Consider the following 15087-nt stretch of genomic DNA (forward strand, 5'->3'; position numbering starts at 1 on the left):
TCAAAACCACCACCATATATTGTGTTTTTTGTTTTACCCACAATACTGTGGGTGGTATGCAAGAATTTATGACGAACGAGAGATAAAGGATAATGCATTAATTGGACACACATCAATTCGTACACAACTACGAGGGTGCCGGAGCTTTTGGGCTTGACAGAGAGACTGATGAAGAGACATTGATCTTCTATCTTCAAAAATTTTCTGAAGACAAGTTTATGGCTCACCTGCTGCCAAAACTTTCCAATGAAGAGATCACCCGAGTTTATGATCTTGTGAATCATTTAATTCATAAACACCTTTCAGAAGAGGAGTATCACAGGATTTTCCTTAAGGATAGATAAGTTATGTCCAAAATTGTCATTACAGCAGATATTCATGGAAGCTACAGTAACTGGCTTGCAATCAAAAATATTCTTTCCCCTGGTGACACTCTTGTTGTTGCAGGAGATCTTTTCAGCACAAGATATCCATGTCATGGCTCATCAGATTATCAGCCTGAAATGATCCTGAAAGAGGTTTCCAATAATTTTCCATACCCATTTTTTTATGTCTATGGCAACTGCGATAAGTCATCATTTTCGCCAGGGTATCTGGACTCCATGATTTTTGAATGCATGGGGTATAAAATATTGCTTCATCATGGACACCAGCGCCTAAATGAACTTCCATTCCAGTCAGGCATAGTGGTTCAAGGTCACACACATGTTTATGCTCTGGATAAAAAAAAGGAGATAACCTTTATTAACCCGGGTTCACTTTCTGCTCCCAGGAATGGTTTTTATACCTACGCCTTGATTGAAAACAATGAGGCTAAAATAATCAATATTAAAGCAGGAGAAGTAATAAAGTCCCTGATGTTGAATTTCTCTTGAGTTTTTTTAGCACCTTTTATTGACTGGTTTACACTTTTTAAAACCATGATTGTCATTATTAAGGGATTATCCTGATTGTCCATCATGATAATCCTTAAATCTTGTAATCATGGTTCATATTTTTCTTAACTTTGATTGTGGTGATAAGTCTGCTATGTTACAAAAAAATCATAACTTTGCTTTTTTCTGATTCACATTAAAGGAGGCTCCATGAAAATAAAATCTGATTTTTCGCTGAAACTTAAAATATCCCTTCTAACCTTGTTTTTTAATCTTCTCTTTACAATTCCATATGCTCAATCCTCAGCATCTTCATCACAAATTACAGATCTGCTTCCGGAAACCACAGATATTCTGCTTCAATGTTCTTCTCTTAACAACATTTATAATACATTTTCTATTACAGACAGCTCTTTCTGGGGAGAACCCATTGAAGACCTCGAAGAGCTTAAATCCGAACTGGGATTCAATCCCTTTGATCTGGATGAGTTTGACAAAAACGGATTTGATATGCAAAGGCCATCAGGAATCGCCATCTCAGACATAACCATGAATGACGAAAATGAAGAGCCAGACGCAAACCTGATTGTTTTTCTTCCGGTTAAAGATGGTAACAAGGCCATGGCCTGGATACGCCAAATAATTGAAAAAAATAATGAGAGCGTTAAATTTCAGCAGATCGGGGAGCTTTGGCAATGGGAATTTCAGGGAGAGGGTGAGCCTTATATCGAAGAAAACGGGACAGATGGTAACAGTTATACAGAAAATAATTTAAACACTGAAGATAGTTCAGAACAGGGAGAGGTCACAGAAAAAAGTTTAAAACAGAACGAAAACACAGAGACCACTACAGAACAGGGTCAGGCAACAGAAAACAGCAAGGGAGAGGATGGAGTTGTCGATGAGGATGACCAATATTTGATTAGCCAGGATGATATTCAGGCCTTAGATGATGCTATTGTTTACAACTATCCCAACTACATGATTGCAGTAAATGGTTATGTACTCTTGGGTACAAATCCTGCCAGAGATGCCCGTTCATTTTTTGAGAACATAAAAAATAACTCCGGCAAGCTTGGCAGCAGCAAGGCATTTATCAAGACAATGAAAAAACTTGAGGGCGGAAAAGATATTCTCTTTTATGCCAACATGGAACATCTGATGAAACAGCCCCATGAATCAATGGCTTTTTTATCTCTTTTTTTCCTGACCTGGCTGAAATTTATAACTTGAATAACTCTTCGGAAACCCCTGAGTTGCCCGAAATGCTGAAGGATTACAAATCCACAGCCATTTCCGTTGACCTGAAAAGCAGCGACCTGAAAGCCCATTTTTATGTTCAAATCATTGAGTCATCAAAACTTTTCAGCCTTTTTAAAGGGATAACTGTAAATAGAGACATTGTTCTTGGAATACCAGACTCCCCTGCCCTTTTATGGAGTGCTGCACAAAATATGCAGAACTACTGGAAGCTTCTTCAGGATACACTTGACAAAGAGACACTTGAGCTGATCAAGGAAGGCTTTCACTCAGTAAAAACAGAGTATGGTATTGACCTTGAAACTGAGTTGATCAATAATCTTGGCAGCAACTTCAGTGCGGGAATATACGATGGCATGAGTATCAATATGGGCAATATTAATACTCTGATCTCCCTTGAGTTCAAAGAGCCTGCAAAGATGGTCAGTCTAATTGAAAAAGCCATAGCAAAAATACCGGAAGAGCAGCAGCAGATGGTTAATCGACTTGATATCAAAGGCAGCAAAGTATATATGGTACCGGTTGGGCCTCTTCAGCTGTATGCTGGTTTTAAAGGAAATCATCTTGTTGTTACAATGGGTAAACCGATGTTTGAAAAGGGGCTTGACGCTGATCCCTCCAAGGGCTTTTTGAATTCCATTAAGGATAAAACTCTTAAAGATGGGCTTAAAAATGAAATATCTGTATTCTATATGGATTTAAAAGAAGTTTTTTATACTGTAAAAAATTTCATACCCATGTTGATGACTCTTTCAGAAGATGCATCCATTGTAATGACACCGGAATTTCAGAAACTGGCCGATCTTTTTCACTATGTTTCATTCATTGCAAAGGCTGGAAAAGATGAAATGAAAGGTGATTTTGTCATCAAAACAGGCTTCGACAAGCCATTTTTCAAAGGTGTCAAGGATGTTTCAGACAAAATAGGTGAAATGAAGCAGACTAAATAACACTGATCACCCGATGATATCACTGAAACTTGTGTTCTTTCAAGGTTTGATTGTCGGGTAGAAAATGCCTTGAACCTTTGAAAAGCCTTAGAAGTCACCCGACAGTTTAAACTTGAAGAAGCACCAGTTGAGTCTCTAAAGGCTATTGGCTTGGGAAACGGTCTGCTTTTTTTTTCTGATATCCTGCTTCTGCTTTTCAAGAATATACTGATGCAGGATATCAGCATCCTCATTAGAAAGGTCTTCAAAAATTGCATGACATATATTGTTATTGTCAATATCTATGATCTTAGCCTTAACGTTGTCAATCTGACTTATATTACGCCCCCCTGCCCTGATATTGACATCTTTTAAAATTAAAGTCACAGTATCACTGTCATCTCTGTTAAATCCGGTATTGAGAAATGAAAGTCCGCCAGCACTAAGATCCATAATTTTTACTATTGTATTGAGAAAAGTCATTTCAAAAAGTACACTTCCATCCTCCGGTGCATAGCGAAATGCTTCTCTTCGACTCTGGCTCTGGTAGATAGCGTCATCAATAACTTGAGATTTCTCATCATCCTGTTGATGATTCAAGGACGCTGATGAAAGTGATGAATGATTTTCATTAAAACCCCCTTCATTCTTTTCAGGTTCGCAGCTCTCAGCCGAATCGCGACATGAAGTGTCTGTATTGCGTGAAGTGTCAGTATTGTGAGATTTCTTTTTCCAGAACAAATTCAACCCTCCTGTTTTTTGCCCTGTTTTCATCAGAAGTATTAGAAACAACAGGTATTGTTGATCCATAGCCTGTTGCTGTTAATCTCTGTGGCTCAATCCCGTTTTTAATAAGAAATTTTAATACCTCGGTTGCCCTTGCAGACGAGAGCTCCCAGTTTGAAGCATATTTACCGGAAGCTACCTCAACATCATCAGTATGCCCCTTGATATTGAGATTATAATCAGGATAACGATCAAGAATATCAAGTATCTGCCCGAGAACAGGAATAAACCCTTTGTTCAGAACAGCAAGTCCAGGTTTGAAAACATATGAGCCATCAATTCGGATTATTATTTTACCCATATGAACAAATGTTTTAAGATTGTTATTGTCACTATTTTGGGTGACATATTTATTGACATCCCTGATAAGTATATCCTGCCTTGAAGTCAGCCCTATCCGTTGATCAAGCGGTATCTGATCACTGCTGTAATCAGGGAAATCAAACATATCAAGATATTCCGCAAAAAGGGAATTTGCCTCTATCTCGCTTTTAATTGACTTTACTGTTGCTGCGAATCTCTCTGTTTCTGTGGAGGATATGGAATAAAGCAGTACAAAAAAAACCAGAAGAAGAGTCACAAGATCGGCATAGGTCATAAGCCATCCTGCGCCCTCATCATCATCAGAAGTAAAATTGTCGGCAATTTTATATGTTTTCATTTCGGTAATTCATTCCGGTGAAGTTTTTTCTTAAGTCTTTCCGAGGTAAATGGAAAATTGTCGGCAATTATATTTGTTTTCATTTTTGTAATTCATTCCGGTGATGGGTATTATTTGTTTTCACTTCGGTAATTCATTCCGGTTATGGGTTTTCTTAGCCTTTCCGGGATAAACGAAGAGAGCTTTTCATAAACAACCACAGGATTATTGCTGTCAAGTATGGAGATTGCTCCTTCCAGCATGATTTCTAGATTTATTACCTCCATTACAGTCCTTGATTTCAGTTTGCCTGCAATGGGCAGAAAAAGAAGGGTGGACATAAGGGAGCCATAAAAAGTTGTAAGAAGGGCTGTTGCCATTGCAGGTCCTATACTTGAAGGATCCTGGAGCTTGCTTAACATCTGGACAAGACCTATGAGGGTTCCAAGCATACCAAATGCCGGGGAGTAGATACCCATTTTTCTGAAAACATCCTGAACAATATAATGCCGCAACTTCAAAGAATCAATTTCCGTTAAAAGTGCAGCCCTTATAACCTGCTCAGAAGAACCGTCAGAAATAAGGCCGCAGGCTTTTTTTAAAAATCCGGATTTTGTTTTTATTTTGCTAAGTTCAAGGAGCCCCTGTTTACGGCTTAGGTGGCAAAGCTTTATCATTGTGGCAACTGCATCATTGGGGTCTTCCTTCTCCTTAGAAAAGACAAAATAAGCTGCTTTAAAAGCTGCCAATACATCCTTGAATTGGAAGGTGAGAAGTGTTGTGGCCAAAGTACCGCCACCTACAATCATCATGCCTTCAATATTGATGAAATTATTGATATCTCCACCGATAAATATGGCACTTACAATAAGAGAGATGCCTGAAATTACGCCAAGAAACGAAGCGATATCCATAAAAAGATCCAGTTTTCAGCAGTGCTTTGTCAAAGCACTATGTTTAAAACAGGAAAGGCAGGGAATTGTAATTCCCTGCCTCCCCCAAGTTTGGTGATGCCTGCCTTAAATAAAAAATAGATGTCTTACAAATCAACTAACTTTCAATAACGCCTGCACGTACTCCTTTAAGGTAGTTTCCACAGAAATTATCATTTCCAAGAAGCATGTCAGCAGTTTTGATAGTTGCCATGATTTTAACATCAAGGGGATCAATAATGGCAGAATCCATACCGGCATCCATCATTAGAGCAACGAATGTTCTATTGATAATCTTCCTCTGTGGAAGACCGTAGGATATATTTGACAATCCGCCTGTTATGTGAACCTCTGGAAATTTTGACTTTATCGCCCTCACAGCGTCAAGTACCATAACGCCTTTGTTACTGTCAGTGCTGATGGGCTGTACAAGAGGATCAATGTAAATATTTTCTGTTTTTATGCCGATCTTGTTGAGTTCTTCAACTAGCTTCACTGCTCTTGCAACTATATCATCTGATGAAGAAGGCATTCCTGCATCATCCATACAGAGGGCAATTACTTTGCACTCTTTGCCTGTCAAAAAAGGCATCATTGTATCAAAACGATCTTTTTCAAGGCTGATGGAGTTGATCATTGGGGTCTTTTCAACCATTTGATAGGCCATTTCAAGAATAGCCGGATCAGGACTGTCAAGGCAAAGCGGTACAGTTGCAATTGGTTGAATTGTGTCAAGAAGCCACTTCATATCCTCTTCTTCATGACCTATTCGAGCACCTGCGTTAACATCAATAAAATTGGCACCTGCTTCCTGCTGTTTTTTTACATCATCAATAATGTAAGCAGCATCTCTTTCCGCAACAGCTTTCTGCACATTCTTTCGTGAGGTGTTTATCCTCTCACCGATTACTTCAAACATTCTGGTATATTCCTCCTTAAAATCAGATTCTATTTTACGAAAGATTTTGCAAGTTTAGAAGCAGAACCAGCATCAGGTGCAAATCCATCTGCGCCGATTTCATCAGAAAATGCCTGGGTAACAGGAGCACCACCCACCATGATTTTAACCTTATCCCTTAACCCTGACTCAACTATTGCATCAACTGTTTTTTTCATCATTGGCATTGTTGTGGTCAAAAGAGCAGACAGACAGACGATTTTTGCATTTTTTTCATTGATCTGTTTAACAAACTCTTCAGGAGCAATATCAACACCTATGTTGTGAACAGTCATACCGGCACTTTCCATCATCATTGCAACAAGATTTTTTCCAATGTCGTGGAGGTCTCCCTTAACGGTTCCAATAATTACGGTGCCACCCGCATCTGTCTCACCCTCACCAAGAAGAGGTTTCAAAATTGCTACACACTGACCCATTGCCTGGGCTGCCATCAGAACTTCAGGGATAAACATGTCGCCGCTTTCCATTTTTTCGCCGACAATGTCCATGCCTGCAATCAGACCTTTGTTCAGAATATCTGTTGCAGGGGTATTTTCTGCAAGAGCAGAATTAACAAGAGAAATTACCTTGTCAGTATCACATGCAACCAGAGCTTCTGTCATAGCATTAAAATCCGCCATTTTTTTCTCCTTACTGAATAGAATTTATTTTATGAGATTGTGTTTTTTCCTGATGGCTTCATCTGTTTTTTTGTCTATATACGCTGTTTTTGTTTTTGCCACAAGTCTTTTTGCACTTTTTCACTGAATAATAAAGTGTTTTTGGGACAATATGAAGGATCTCTCAATTTTTTGCATATAAAGCTATTGCAAATTTATACAAATAAAGTGAACAATCAAAAAGCCATTATTATGATAAGGATTCTGATATCATGCTTTTCAGGTTACTCTTTTGTGAGATCCCTTTTGAGATCCACATGGCTTTGAAAAATTGAACGAAAACGTCAAGGAAAAAGTAATTAACGGATGTAGCCACGGATAATGACACGATCAAATGACATGTAGTTGAGTTTGATGTTTTCCGAAAATTGAGATACAAAGGAATTGTTCATGGTTGCTATCATGCATCCCCGCTATGACCTTTTAGTTCGGTAAATAAATCAGCTACAGTGCCAATATACTTCACAGAGACAACATGTTAACTTGCAAATTTAGGCATCCTTCATTTGCCAGTTTACACTTTTTGGAGCCACATTCCCATTTTTAGGGAATTATCTCAAAAAAAGTGTCAACTACTTTTGATGGATTCTGAAGGATGCCCAAATTTATTCAAAATCTTTTTTCAAAAAACAGGCTCAAAAAATACATGCCAAAGACCAATCGCCAATCATTGACAAATATCATATTTATTTTACTGTTATGCTCTCCTTTGATTTCTTTTTCGTATAGAGGCCTTACCTTCGCGGATACACTTGATTTAAAGCAGGTTATTGAGGGTGCCATCCAGACAAGCCTGCAATTGCGTCAATATAATTATGAAATAAATGCTGCAAGGTATAATAAAAAAGTACAACTCACAGCATTTTATCCATCCCTGCAGGTAAAATATGATTATATGCGTCGTGATGAACCCACATTACAGTCGTTAAATTTCAGGGAAAATGATGTTTTTGAAAATAATGCGGTTACAAATCCCCTCGATGAATTCCAGTTCATTGCTTCCTTCTCACAACCTGTTTTTAGCGGATTTGAGCTTGAAAACAGATATCAGATATCAGATATTAAAGTTAAAATTGCCCAATTTTCGGATGATTTAATTCGACAGAATATTATTTTAGATGCCATAAACGGCTATTTTTCATTGTTGAAATTTGGGAAGCTGGTTAGAGTTGCCCATGACTCACTTGAGCAGATAGGTGTCCAAAGGGAAATAGCTTTTAATATGCAGCAAGCAGGGTTAATTTCAATTACCGATCTGCTTCAAAGTGAAGCAGAACTTGCCAATGCCAGGCAAAACCTTGTAACAGCACAAAATAATATTAAAAATGCTCAATACTACCTCAACTCCCTTTTGCAAAAACCATTGACTAATAATATTGATATAGTTGATATTACAAGCTTTTCACCTTTTCCCTTGAACCTTGATGATTGCCTGTTTAGTGCCATGGCAGAAAGAGTGGAAATTAAAATTGCAGATCAGGATATAGAGGTGGCTGAGAAGGAATATGAAATTTCAAAAAAAGACAGATACCCCTCTGTTGATCTTTTGGGAACATATACAAGGCGTGGCACTGACCCCATGGTGGATGGAGGTGTTGGCATTGGAGATAAAAATGTCTGGAATATTCATGTGGCTGCAAGCTGGAAATTATGGGATTGGGGGCGGACATCCAATTTGATGGGAGAAAAAGATAACCGTATTCTCCAGGCCAGAAACGTAAAACAACAATTGGTTGATGGAATTACACTGGAGGTAAGGGAGCTATATTTGAAGGTAACCGAAAGGATGTCTGCCATTGAGGCTGCTGAAACTGCCATTGAGCAGTCAAGGGAAAATTTCAGGATAATAAAGGAAAAATATTCAAAACAAATGGTTACAATGGGAGAATTTTTAACTGCACAAACTTTGTTAACCCAATCTCTTACTTCATATTACAATGCATTATATGATTTTAAGATTTCAAAGGCAGCTTTGTACCGTGCAATGGGGAAAAAAGATTTAAATGAATATGTAGAGTCCCTTAGATAAAGTATATAGCGTATAGCCGCCACAATCAAATTGATGAAAATCTTCATAAAAATAAGCACTTATACGGACTTTCATATAACGTACATGGCTGATGACCGCCACAATCGAAGGGATGAAAGTCTCTATGAAAACAGCCATTTGCGGGGACTTTCATATAAACATACATGGCAAATTTCTGCCACAATCGAAGGGATGAAAGTCTTTATGAAAACAGCCATTTGCGGGGACTTTCATATAAACCCCCCATGTTTGCTGACGCATCACAACTAAACATGAAAGTCGTTGTATATCAGCATATTAAGGAGACTTTCTAATAACGTACATGGCTGATGACCGCCACAATCGAAGAGATGAAAGTCGTTTTAAAAACAGGATGTTACCGAGACTTTCATATAAAATTTTCCGGATAAAATGGAGAGGCAAAAGTTATGCAAGAGCAAAAGGCTACCAAAATGCAGAAGCGACAACTAAAAAAACGTTTAAATATGGCCCGCAAATATTTGCAAAATGATGATTTTGACAAAGCAGCCAGGGCTTTTCAAGATATACTGCAAGATATACCCGATGCTGGCGGAGCATTAATGGGGCTTGCATCAATATCTGTGAGCCAGGGTAACATCGATAAAGCTGTTGAATATTGCAGTAAGGCTTCCCGTGTCACAGAATCAAGGGGAGCTGCATTGTCAATGCTGGCAAGAATTGCACAAAACAATGATAACTTTGAAAAGGCTTTGCGATATCTGAAGATGGCCATTGAGTTTGAACCTTCCCATGCAAAAAACCGTATTAAGGCTGCAAGGATCTATCTGCAGATGGGGAAAAAAAAAGAGGCTGAAGACGAACTTCGTTTGGCTCTTCGTTACAATCCCCAATCTGTGGATGCCTCTGTATTATTGGTGGGTACATTAATAAACCTTGAAAGGATTACCGAGGCCAAGGATTTACTTGAAAGCATGATTGTCAGGGTGCCTGATTCCAGTACACTTTATTTGACCCGTGCCCGTATATTTTTAAAGCAGCAACATTTTGACAAGGCAATTATTGATCTTAAAAAGGTTCTTGAGTTTGAGCCTGATCACACAAGGGCCACTGCATTGTTGTCAAAAATTTTGGTTTCCCGCCTGGAAATTTCAGCAGCGGTGGAATTATTGCAGGGATTTATAGAGAAAAATCCTGATAAAAAAATAATTGAACTAAATCTTGCCAAAGCATATATAGCACAAAAAAATTATGATGAAGCAAGGCAGATTTTGCATAAGCTCAGTTCCGGTGATCAGTTTAAGGGAGTGATACACCTGATGCTGGGGGATATCTATTGGAAAAGTGGCCATGCAGAACAAGCCCTTGACGAATATAAAGCAACCATACTCCTTTCGGATCAGCTTTTACAAAAATATCCAGAGTTAAAGATAATTGAGGAAGATGGTGAAGATATCAATGGGAGAATTGTGCGTTTCAGAGAAATGTTTGATTCATTAGGTTTAAACCCTCTTTCCTTATCAACGGAAATTGATCAAAATGAATAATGGATTTTTTTTATGAATAATATGATTGCAGATATTGTACTTAATGTTAAGGTGCATTGTCTGCTTTTCCCTGATGAGCCTGAGTATGACAGCAAGATGAATGAGCAAGATATTGGCAGATTATTTGTATCTGTTAATACTGTCTGGAGAGGGGCAGGAATTCGATGGAAACTGCACTCATGTGTTAAAAGAAAAGTTGATAATCCCGATGCCAGGGGTTTTTCTTCTATTACTAAAAAGCGGGAGTGGAGAACATTGCTGGGGAAAATATCACCTATAACCCCTTTAGTTCTACAAAAACATATATGGAATGTCTGCCTTATGAACGCCTTTCCCGTTGCTTCATGGGGTGTCTATCTGGCTGAAACCCAAACTGTTTTTCTTGCAGAATTCTCCCATCTGAACAGACCCAATGCTGTTATACTCAGCCATGAGTTTGGACATATGTTGGGTTTACACCATGTTCAATATGAAGGCAATTTGATGAATCAGCGTTCACTGAATAATTTACAGAATTCTTTATATTTATCTTTTGATAACATTGTACCTCCATTGAATCAAGAACAGATTACAAACGCAAGAAAGCAGGCACAGCTTGGCCCTAAAAGAATAGACAGGTGATATTATTATCAAATGACACTCATACGGAGAGATAGTATGCAGCAAAAACATTTTAGCTCCAAAAAAGCAGACAAAAACATTAAATCCCTTGTTCAAAAAGCCCGTGGTTTTATAAAGGATCAGCGTTTTGATGATGCACTGACCACCTATGATGAAGTATTAAAAGAAAATCCTGAAGCCACCGGGGCATATATGGGCATTGGTACTATTTATATGCGTAAGGGAGAACTGGATGAGGCAGAAAAATATTTTAATGGTGCACTTCACGTCACTAAAAATGTTGCTCCTGTCTTGAATAAGCTTGCAAGTGTTGCACAGAAACGAGGAGATAATGAAAAGGCATTAAAACTCAATAAAGATGCACTTGAAGTTGATCCTAAATTTTTGAAAGCTGCCATTGGAGTTGGTAAAATTTTATTCCAGGAAGAACGTTACGAGGAAGCAAAAAATGTACTTGGCGGAGCTCTTAAATACAATCCCCAGTCCAACGAAGCAGAAATACTTTTCTCAAGAATTGTGCAGAAGATGGGGCAGCCCAATGATGCAATTGATAATCTGAACAAGCTGCTTGCCAGAGATCCTAATTCATGGTCAGTCTATTTTCAACAGGCCAGAATATATCTTAGTGAAAAACAGTTTGATGAAGCAGCCAAGGCTGCCATAAAAAGCTTGAAGATTAAACCTGATAATATAAGGGCATCAATCTGCCTTGCACAGGCTTATATTGGGAGTAAACAATATATAAAAGCCATTGATATTTTAAGTGAATTGGTATCTGAAAATTCAGATATGTGGAGTGCCAGAAAACTCCTTGCAAGATCACTTCTTTTAAATGGAGAGCTTGAAGAAGCAAAAAAACTTCTTAATAAAATGGCTTCCGGAAAACGGGGATTGGGGGCAATACATTTTATGTTGGGAGATATTTTTGAAAAACAAGGTCTTACAAGCCATGCTCTGGCTGAATATGAAGCAGGTGTGCTGCATTCTGAAAAACTGGTCGAAAAATATCCCCGTTTAAAGGAATTGATAAACATGGAGATGGATGAAAACAAAAAAGCAAATGAATTCAAGACTCTTCTTATGGAGGTGCGTGAGGATTTCAGTGATGATGAGCAGTTGTGATTTTGCTTTGGATTTTTCATCATTGACCATGTTTTTTTTAATGTGCAACTGTTTTCGGACATTTTATGAAATTATTATATGATGATGTATTGATCGTTGCTGATACCTCATCCCCTGGTTTTTTTGATGTTATAAGAAAGGGCAGTAAGGATAAACTGGTTTCCATTACCGAAGCTGAAGCTTTTATTGCAGAAGGTATGAGGAATCCTTATAATGAAATTGTGCTTCTTGCAAAGTGTAATTCCCGTTTTTCCCAAAACCTGAAGACCCATGATTTACAGGGTTTGGTTAAAAGACTGGATGCCTGCGGAGTATTTGAACCCCGGGCATCTGATAACAACATTCATATTGAAGAAAAATCTGCAGCTTCCTCCATTGATCATGGTGAATATAAATCTGCAGCTTCCTCCATTGACCATGGTGAATATAAATCTGCTGCTTCCCCAATGGATAATTCCAAAGCTAAGGATTCATTGGGCATTGATTCTGTGATTGACGGTGAAGAGGAAAATGGAGAAGATTCAACCTACAGCATAAATCATCTTTCCTTATTTAATCCACAGCCATTTTTGGATATCCTTCTAAAGTTCTTTGGTTTTTTACGCTTTTTTAATATCCTTGTCCCCTTTCTTTTCATTTTTTCATTGGTTGGGGTACTTTGCAATTTGGATATTTTTTTTGCTGATATTGCAGAAATCAGGCATCATATCTCTTTTTTTGATCGCATTCTTTTTTCATTATTTACCATAAATCTTATGACCCAGTTATATAGGGGTGTTACTGCCAGATATTTTGGTTTTGATACACCAAGTTTTGGCATGATTTTGGTCTATGGCCTGCTTCCAAGATTCAATATCAAAGTTATTGTACCTGAGGATTCTCTTCGGAATTCACGACTCTGGTTTTTTGGAGCACCCATATATTTAAGATTTATTGTATTCCCCTTAGGAGTAATATTGTGGCTGGCCACCAGGGAGCAAGGAACATATTTACCTCTTATAGGTGCAAGTCTTGCGGGGGTATCAATTATATCCTTTTTTTTTGTAGCCAATCCCCTTATTGGTGGAGCTGCCTATCGTTTTATAAGTGAATACTTTGAGACTCCAAATTTAAGAAAAAAAGCTTTTGCTCGTTTAAAAGCCTTTTTTACCAGACAGCCACCTGTTGTGACCCAGTATATAGACAGATCTGCTTCTGTCCTGATATATGGGCTTCTTTCTACTGTTTTTTCCCTTATTATAATTGTTTTTGTGGTTTTTATGATTGCCATCCGCCTTGAAGCAAATTATCAGGGAAGCGGCGTGGGTATTTTTTTATTACTTCTTGTTTATCTCTTTTTTCGTTTTGCATATAAGCCCTGGAAAAGAAGAAAAATTCGCAGCAGAGCACAAAAAAAAGTTGCTTCAAAGGGGAATTCTCCTCCTGTTTTCAGGCAAAGCCTGTCCAGAAAATTTTTTGGATATTGCAAGCTTGTTATACGTACCGTTATTTTTTGTGCCCTGTTTTGCACAGGGTTTATTCCCTACCGATATGAAAGCGGCGGGCAGGCTGAAGTTTTTCCCCTTTCATCTGCCGGAGTGTTTGCTGAATCTTCCCAGGTGCTTCAGGATGTCTATTTTGATGGTGGCGAGACCCTTAAAAAGGGTACTGTTATTGCAGAGCTTGTGAATGAGAGGCATAAATATGATATTGAAAGAACCCTTAAAGAAATTCAAAAAAAACAGGAAGAGCTTAATATGCTCTTGAGTACGCCATTGCCGGAACAGACAGCAATGGCCAAAGAAGAGCTAAACACTGCACGGCTTCAGCTTCGTTACAGTCAAAAAAGAATGGCTGTCTATGAAGATTTGTATGGAAAAAATGCCATTCCCCTGGTTCAATACCAGGATGAACAGCGTCAACTGGAATTATTCAAGCAGGCAGTAACATCGGCACAGGCAAATTTGAACTATATTAATAACCAGGTAAACAGCCATGAGATAGAAGCCACAAAAATTGAAATTTCTATTTTACGGTCCCAACTTGCCTTCTATCAGCTTATGCTTGATCGCACCCTGTTGAAAATGCCAATTGATGGCAAAATAATTACCATGCATTTGAAAAATTTAAAGAACAGTTATCTTGAAATGGGAAAACTTTTTGCCCAGGTGGAAGATACTTCAAAGGTTCGCATAGAGATAAAAATACCTGAAGGAGATATTGGTGAAGTTGCCCAGGGTAACAGCGTTGTAATAAAACTTCGTACCTTTCCCAACAGAACCTTCAGATCTGAAATAAGAAAAATCTATCCATCAACTATGGAAAGCAGTAGTGGTAGATATGTTGTTGGAGATTGCATTGTTATAAATAGTGGTGGGGATTTGAAATCCGGCATGACAGGTTATGCAAAAATTATGGGGAGCGAGATGCTTGCCTTTGAAGCATTTTCCCGTGCTCTTGTACGATTCTTCAAGATAGAGGTGTGGTCATGGATACCTTGACGACTAACATATTAAAGAATTTTGATTGACTGCATATCAATCACCCCTAAATATAAAAATAATAACTATTTTCGGCATCCTTCATATGACTCCAAAGGTACTTTACACTTTTTTGTTAGAGATTCCTGCTACTCAGAGTTTTCTTTCCAGAAAGTGTAAAATGGGAAATGAAGCATGCCCTATTTTCACGGTAAACCCTCATGGCCAAATAAGATTTCGGCCACCCCCGATCATAAAAACAGAATGTGTTTTCACGGTAAAAAATAA

General features: G+C 38.2%; 14 protein-coding genes. 9 read left to right on the plus strand and 5 right to left on the minus strand.

Annotation, left to right across the window (positions count from 1 at the left end):
* The first annotated feature begins 101 nt into the window (after nt 1–101).
* The 4 genes from MTBBW1_RS01420 to MTBBW1_RS01435 all read left to right on the plus strand — a co-directional run bounded on the left by MTBBW1_RS01420 (nt 102) and on the right by MTBBW1_RS01435 (nt 3085).
* Nucleotides 102–344, plus strand: coding sequence for a cytoplasmic protein (locus MTBBW1_RS01420; protein WP_080798098.1), 243 nt, complete (start codon nt 102–104; stop codon nt 342–344).
* A 3-nt stretch (nt 345–347) separates the two neighbouring features.
* Entirely contained in the window at nt 348–875 is a 528-nt protein-coding gene (locus tag MTBBW1_RS01425) for a YfcE family phosphodiesterase (protein WP_080798100.1), read from the plus strand.
* A 210-nt stretch (nt 876–1085) separates the two neighbouring features.
* The gene (locus MTBBW1_RS01430) at nt 1086–2108 is read left to right on the plus strand and encodes a hypothetical protein (RefSeq protein ID WP_080798103.1); all 1023 of its coding nucleotides are present in this window, start codon (nt 1086–1088) and stop codon (nt 2106–2108) included.
* A gap of 32 nt (nt 2109–2140) precedes the next feature.
* Nucleotides 2141–3085: a DUF3352 domain-containing protein gene (locus MTBBW1_RS01435; protein ID WP_245809247.1), complete on the plus strand. Its 945-nt coding sequence runs from the start codon at nt 2141–2143 to the stop codon at nt 3083–3085.
* Between the two features lie 135 nt (nt 3086–3220).
* Here MTBBW1_RS01435 and MTBBW1_RS01440 read toward each other — a convergent pair whose 3' ends face one another.
* The 5 genes from MTBBW1_RS01440 to MTBBW1_RS01460 form a co-directional block, all read right to left on the minus strand.
* The gene (locus MTBBW1_RS01440) at nt 3221–3805 is read right to left on the minus strand and encodes a PilZ domain-containing protein (protein ID WP_080798108.1); all 585 of its coding nucleotides are present in this window, start codon (nt 3803–3805) and stop codon (nt 3221–3223) included.
* Nucleotides 3774–4511: an OmpA/MotB family protein gene (locus tag MTBBW1_RS01445; protein WP_080798110.1), complete on the minus strand. Its 738-nt coding sequence runs from the start codon at nt 4509–4511 to the stop codon at nt 3774–3776. Before MTBBW1_RS01445 ends, MTBBW1_RS01440 begins: the two co-directional genes overlap by 32 nt.
* A 110-nt stretch (nt 4512–4621) precedes the next feature.
* The gene (locus MTBBW1_RS01450; protein ID WP_080798113.1) at nt 4622–5404 is read right to left on the minus strand and encodes a motility protein A; all 783 of its coding nucleotides are present in this window, start codon (nt 5402–5404) and stop codon (nt 4622–4624) included.
* A gap of 136 nt (nt 5405–5540) precedes the next feature.
* Nucleotides 5541–6341 (minus strand): dihydropteroate synthase, encoded by an 801-nt coding sequence (locus MTBBW1_RS01455; RefSeq protein ID WP_080798114.1) that lies wholly within the window; start codon nt 6339–6341, stop codon nt 5541–5543.
* A 29-nt stretch (nt 6342–6370) separates the two neighbouring features.
* Nucleotides 6371–7003, minus strand: coding sequence for a cobalamin B12-binding domain-containing protein (locus tag MTBBW1_RS01460; protein WP_080798116.1), 633 nt, complete (start codon nt 7001–7003; stop codon nt 6371–6373).
* Between the two features lie 634 nt (nt 7004–7637).
* Here MTBBW1_RS01460 and MTBBW1_RS01465 point away from each other — a divergent pair.
* From MTBBW1_RS01465 to MTBBW1_RS01485, 5 genes are all read left to right on the plus strand, one after another.
* The gene (locus MTBBW1_RS01465) at nt 7638–9071 is read left to right on the plus strand and encodes a TolC family protein (protein ID WP_080798118.1); all 1434 of its coding nucleotides are present in this window, start codon (nt 7638–7640) and stop codon (nt 9069–9071) included.
* Between the two features lie 428 nt (nt 9072–9499).
* Nucleotides 9500–10597 (plus strand): tetratricopeptide repeat protein, encoded by a 1098-nt coding sequence (locus tag MTBBW1_RS01470; protein WP_080798119.1) that lies wholly within the window; start codon nt 9500–9502, stop codon nt 10595–10597.
* Nucleotides 10598–10609: 12 nt separating this feature from the next.
* Nucleotides 10610–11218 (plus strand): hypothetical protein, encoded by a 609-nt coding sequence (locus MTBBW1_RS01475; protein ID WP_080798122.1) that lies wholly within the window; start codon nt 10610–10612, stop codon nt 11216–11218.
* Between the two features lie 36 nt (nt 11219–11254).
* Entirely contained in the window at nt 11255–12340 is a 1086-nt protein-coding gene (locus MTBBW1_RS01480) for a tetratricopeptide repeat protein (RefSeq protein WP_186441020.1), read from the plus strand.
* Nucleotides 12341–12405: 65 nt separating this feature from the next.
* On the plus strand, nt 12406–14820 hold the full coding sequence (locus MTBBW1_RS01485) for an HlyD family secretion protein (protein ID WP_080798127.1): 2415 nt from the start codon (nt 12406–12408) through the stop codon (nt 14818–14820).
* The last annotated feature ends 267 nt before the right edge of the window (nt 14821–15087 follow it).

It is taken from the genome of Desulfamplus magnetovallimortis, from assembly GCF_900170035.1.
GTDB classification, from domain to species: Bacteria; Desulfobacterota; Desulfobacteria; order Desulfobacterales; family Desulfobacteraceae; genus Desulfamplus; species Desulfamplus magnetovallimortis.

Bases quoted from the DNA above. Each gene is read 5' to 3' on its own strand.
- MTBBW1_RS01425 (WP_080798100.1), top strand. From the start codon at position 348: ATGTCCAAAATTGTCATTACAGCAGATATTCATGGAAGCTACAGTAAC.
- MTBBW1_RS01430 (WP_080798103.1), top strand. From the start codon at position 1,086: ATGAAAATAAAATCTGATTTTTCGCTGAAACTTAAAATATCCCTTCTA.
- MTBBW1_RS01435 (WP_245809247.1), top strand. From the start codon at position 2,141: ATGCTGAAGGATTACAAATCCACAGCCATTTCCGTTGACCTGAAAAGC.
- MTBBW1_RS01445 (WP_080798110.1), bottom strand. From the start codon at position 4,511: ATGAAAACATATAAAATTGCCGACAATTTTACTTCTGATGATGATGAG.
- MTBBW1_RS01450 (WP_080798113.1), bottom strand. From the start codon at position 5,404: ATGGATATCGCTTCGTTTCTTGGCGTAATTTCAGGCATCTCTCTTATT.
- MTBBW1_RS01455 (WP_080798114.1), bottom strand. From the start codon at position 6,341: ATGTTTGAAGTAATCGGTGAGAGGATAAACACCTCACGAAAGAATGTG.
- MTBBW1_RS01460 (WP_080798116.1), bottom strand. From the start codon at position 7,003: ATGGCGGATTTTAATGCTATGACAGAAGCTCTGGTTGCATGTGATACT.
- MTBBW1_RS01465 (WP_080798118.1), top strand. From the start codon at position 7,638: ATGCCCAAATTTATTCAAAATCTTTTTTCAAAAAACAGGCTCAAAAAA.
- MTBBW1_RS01470 (WP_080798119.1), top strand. From the start codon at position 9,500: ATGCAAGAGCAAAAGGCTACCAAAATGCAGAAGCGACAACTAAAAAAA.
- MTBBW1_RS01475 (WP_080798122.1), top strand. From the start codon at position 10,610: ATGAATAATATGATTGCAGATATTGTACTTAATGTTAAGGTGCATTGT.
- MTBBW1_RS01480 (WP_186441020.1), top strand. From the start codon at position 11,255: ATGCAGCAAAAACATTTTAGCTCCAAAAAAGCAGACAAAAACATTAAA.
- MTBBW1_RS01485 (WP_080798127.1), top strand. From the start codon at position 12,406: ATGAAATTATTATATGATGATGTATTGATCGTTGCTGATACCTCATCC.